The sequence below is a fragment of the Nioella sp. genome (assembly GCF_964229645.1).
GTDB lineage: Bacteria > Pseudomonadota > Alphaproteobacteria > Rhodobacterales > Rhodobacteraceae > Nioella.
On sequence record NZ_CAXREX010000223.1, the window covers coordinates 1 to 4,031 of the forward strand.

Sequence of the window (4,031 nt, forward strand, 5' to 3'; positions counted from 1 at the left end):
CCCGCTCGGCCTGCCATTGGGCCGTCATTTCCGCCGATTTCTGCTGAAGCTCGGACAGGTCCTTTTGCAGCTTCTCCAGCCGGTCCTTCGAGGCTGCATCATCCTCTTTCTTCAACGCCTCGGCCTCGATCTGCTTTTGCAGGATGTCGCGGTCGAGCGCGTCAAGCTCCTCGGGCTTCGAATCCACCTCCATCCGAAGGCGGCTTGCGGCCTCGTCAACAAGGTCGATGGCCTTGTCGGGCAGGAAGCGGTCGGTGATGTAGCGATGGCTGAGCATCGAGGCCGCCACCAGCGCCGCATCAGAAATCCGCACGCCGTGATGCAGTTCGTATTTTTCCTTGATGCCGCGCAGGATCGACACGGTGTCTTCCACCGTCGGTTCTTCCACCATCAGCGGCTGGAACCGGCGGGCAAGCGCCGCGTCTTTCTCCACATACTTGCGGTATTCATCCAGCGTGGTGGCCCCCACGCAGTGCAATTCACCCCGCGCCAGGGCCGGCTTGATGAGGTTCGCCGCATCCATCGCGCCATCGGTCTTGCCCGCGCCAACAAGCGTGTGCATCTCGTCGATGAAGAGGATGATTTCACCGGCGGCCGCGGTGATCTCGTTCAGCACGGCCTTCAGCCGTTCCTCGAACTCACCCCGGTATTTCGCACCAGCAATCAGCGCGCCCATATCAAGCGCCATTAGCGTCTTGTTCTTCAGGCTTTCCGGCACGTCGCCATTGACGATCCGCAGGGCCAGGCCTTCCGCGATCGCCGTCTTGCCGACGCCGGGTTCGCCGATCAGCACCGGGTTGTTCTTGGTGCGGCGGCTCAGCACCTGCATGGCGCGGCGGATTTCCTCGTCGCGACCGATGATCGGGTCGATCTTGCCCTCGCGCGCCGCTTCCGTCAGGTCGCGGGCATATTTCTTGAGCGCCTCGTAGCTGTCTTCGGCCCCGGCACTATCCGCCGTGCGCCCCTTGCGCAGATCGTTGATCGCGGCATTGAGCGCCTGGGCATTCACGGCGCCCGCATCCAGCGCGTCCTTGGCTTTGGATTTCACCATGGCCAGCGCGGTCAGAATCCGTTCGACGGCAACGAAACTGTCGCCCGCCTTCTCGGCCAGCTTCTCGGCCTCGGCCAGCACCTTTGCGGTCTGCCCATCCATGTAAAGCTGCCCGGAATCGCCGGTCACTTTAGGAAGCTTCGACAGCGCCAGGTCGACGCTTTCCACCACGCGACGGGCGTTGCCGCCCGCCCGGCTAATGAGGTTCGAGGCCATGCCCTGATCATCGTCGAGCAGGGCTTTCAGCAGGTGTTCGGGAACGAGTTTCTGGTGATCTTCGCGCTGAGCGATGGTCTGCGCGGCCTGAAGGAAACCGCGCGCGCGGTCGGTGAACTTCTCCAAGTTCATGCCAAGTCTCCTTTTCAAAGCGCCTGGCTATGACCCCGCCCGGTATCCGGCACGCGGGCCTTTTGCAGGCCTTGTCAACTAGATGGGGAAGGACACGGGCCATCACAAGACCGCGACCGGGGATTCATTTACAGAAATTTATTCTCATTTCTTTTGAACCGGGCGCTGCCCTCGTCCGACACATGACTGAACCGCTGAACAGGACCCCAGCCCATGACCCGCATCGCCCTGACCCATGTTGCCTATGACGCCCGCCGCGCCTGTTTTCATGCCCGCGCCGTTGTCGATGGCCGTCCGGCAGTCGACTGCCGGTGGTCCGGCCCCCAAAGCGCCGATTTCGACCGCGTCGCCTCGGGCCTGGCACAAGAGGCCCGCCGCCACGCGGTCTGACATTCCCCAAGGCGCAGCCGCCCGTCCCGTCCCTCAACCCAAGGCTGCGCCCCAGACAGGAAGACCGCCCGTCCCTCAAGGTCTCCTGCTGCCCGGCCCGGTCGCTTCCCCGCGACCGGGCCGTTTTCCTGCTCGGGGATGACACGCCCGTTTGGGAACGACCATGGACAAGGGGGGGCACCCGGCCTAAAGCTCCGGCAGCAACCCCGATAGGAGAGCCGCCATGAGTGATGACCGCCTGATCGCAGCCCTGGACGTGCCCAATGCCCTGCAAGGCCTTCAACTGGCCCGGCAACTCGGGGACAGCGTGAGTTTCTACAAGATCGGCCTTGGCATGCTGACCGGCGGGGGGCTGGCGCTGGCCAATGAGCTCAAGCAGGATCACGGCAAGCGCATCTTTCTCGACATGAAGCTCTTCGATATTGGGGCCACGGTCGAAGCGGCAGTTCATGGGCTGGCCCAGTATGACCTGGACTTCCTGACCGTGCATGGCGACCCCCATGTGGTGCGCGCCGCCAAGGAAGGCGCGTCGGGCAAGGGGCTCAAGATCCTTGCCGTGACCATCCTGACATCGCTCGACCGCGCCGATCTCGATGCCAGCCTGATCAAGCAGGGCGACCTGCACGAGCTTGTGCTGGAACGCGCCGCGCGCGCCTTCGACGCCGGCGCGGATGGCGTCATCGCCTCGCCACAGGAAGCCGCCGCGATCCGGGCCCTACCCGAAGCCGAGGGCCGATTGATCGTCACCCCGGGCGTGCGTCCAGCTGGTGCCGCGCTCGGAGATCAGAAGCGCGTGGCAAGCCCGGCCCAGGCCATTGCCGACGGGGCCGATCACATCGTGGTCGGACGCCCGATCTGGCAGGCGGCAAACCCGCGCGCGGCAGCAGACGCGATCCTGTCGGAGATTTCGGGGATCTGAGCCGGAGGGTTGCGAGGGGCCAGCCCCTCGCGCTCCCCGGGGTATTTTTCCAAAGAAGAAGGACAATTTTAATCGAATTGTCGCGACTTCAGTTCTCGTTGATGTCGTGGTCGAAGGTCTTCACCTGGCCGCGATAGACGCCCAGGAAGCGGCGCAACAGCAGCCAGGCCAACAGCGAGACCACGGCGAAGCTGAGCAGCAGAACCGGGATCGAGCCGGTGATGAAGGCGGCGGGCGCCCCGCCGATCAGCAGAACCAGCGCGATCGCCCCTGCCCCGATCCCGAACCCCAGAAGGACGAAGGTGGGCAGGATGACCTCGCCGATCGCCAGCAGGATCGCAAGCGCCCCCCAGGCCCACCAGGTGTTCCAGATATCCATCAGCCCCGGCCCTTCAGCATCTGGAAGGCCTTGCCGAAGGCATCGGCGGCGTCGGCGGGCACAATGATGGTCTGCGATCCGTTTCCGGTCGCCATCTGGCCAAGCGCCTCGACCTGCTTCAGCGCCACCTGATACTGCGCGGCTTCCAGGCCGTTATCGGCAATCGCGGCGGCCACGACGCCCGTCGCATAGGCTTCGGCATCGGCCTGGATACGGCGCGCCTCGGCCGTCTTCTGGGCGGCGTAAAGCTCGGCGTCGGCGGCAAGTTCCACGGCCCGCTTCCGACCTTCTGCCTCGGTCACCTGCGCCCGGCGGGCCCGTTCGGCGTTGAGCTGTTGCAGCATCGCGTCACGCGTGGCCTGGTCGAGATTGACGTCGAGGATCTCGGCCCGCGTGACCTCGATCCCCCAGGCATCGACCGCATCCTCGACGCTGGCCTTGATCTGGGTGATCAGCGCGGACCGGTTCGACTGCACCTCGTCGAGGTCCATCTTGCCGATCTCGGCCCTGACGATCCCCGCCACCGTGGTGGCAATCGCGGCATCTACATCGCGGATCCGGTAGACGGTCTTTTCCGGTTCCAGGATGCGGTAAAAGACGCTGGTATCGATCTGCACCAGCACGTTGTCCTTGGTGATCGCGTCCTGCGTCGCGTTGGGTAACTGACGTTCCAGGATGGAAATCTTGTGCGCCACCCGATCGAGGAAGGGCACGATGAAGTTGATCCCCGGCCCGAGGACCGCGCGCAGCCGGCCAAAGCGTTCGACCACGTGTTTTTCGGACTGCGGAACAATCCGCACGCCGAGGAAAATGCAAAGCAGGATAAAGACCGCCAGCAGGAGGAACACGATGTTCCCGCCGAGGAATTCGGCGATCAGCGACTCAATGGGCATCGAAGGACCTTTCTCGGAAATAATCTTCGACTTATGTAAGCATGGCCGGAG

5 protein-coding genes are annotated in these 4,031 nt (G+C 64.0%); 2 read left to right on the forward strand and 3 right to left on the reverse strand.

Annotated elements, in window-relative coordinates; genetic code table 11:
* Positions 1-1,399 (reverse strand): Clp protease N-terminal domain-containing protein (locus tag ACEQXV_RS15060; RefSeq protein WP_370269844.1); only part of this gene is annotated, 1,399 nt, incomplete at its 3' end.
* A 213-nt stretch (positions 1,400-1,612) separates the two neighbouring features.
* On the opposite strand from ACEQXV_RS15060, the gene ACEQXV_RS15065 reads away from it, so the two are divergent.
* Together ACEQXV_RS15065 and pyrF are read left to right on the forward strand one after the other, a co-directional pair.
* Positions 1,613-1,789 carry a hypothetical protein gene (locus tag ACEQXV_RS15065; RefSeq protein WP_370269845.1) on the forward strand — a complete coding sequence of 59 codons (177 nt, stop codon included), beginning with the start codon at positions 1,613-1,615 and terminating at the stop codon, positions 1,787-1,789.
* A 223-nt stretch (positions 1,790-2,012) separates the two neighbouring features.
* Positions 2,013-2,708, forward strand: coding sequence for an orotidine-5'-phosphate decarboxylase (pyrF, locus tag ACEQXV_RS15070; protein WP_370269846.1), 696 nt, complete (start codon positions 2,013-2,015; stop codon positions 2,706-2,708).
* A gap of 88 nt (positions 2,709-2,796) precedes the next feature.
* Here pyrF and ACEQXV_RS15075 read toward each other — a convergent pair whose 3' ends face one another.
* Together ACEQXV_RS15075 and ACEQXV_RS15080 are read right to left on the reverse strand one after the other, a co-directional pair.
* Complete coding sequence (locus ACEQXV_RS15075) at positions 2,797-3,087, reverse strand: NfeD family protein (protein ID WP_370269847.1); 291 nt, start codon at positions 3,085-3,087, stop codon at positions 2,797-2,799.
* Positions 3,087-3,980 carry an SPFH domain-containing protein gene (locus tag ACEQXV_RS15080; protein WP_370269848.1) on the reverse strand — a complete coding sequence of 298 codons (894 nt, stop codon included), beginning with the start codon at positions 3,978-3,980 and terminating at the stop codon, positions 3,087-3,089. Before ACEQXV_RS15080 ends, ACEQXV_RS15075 begins: the two co-directional genes overlap by 1 nt.
* Positions 3,981-4,031 lie beyond the last annotated feature (51 nt).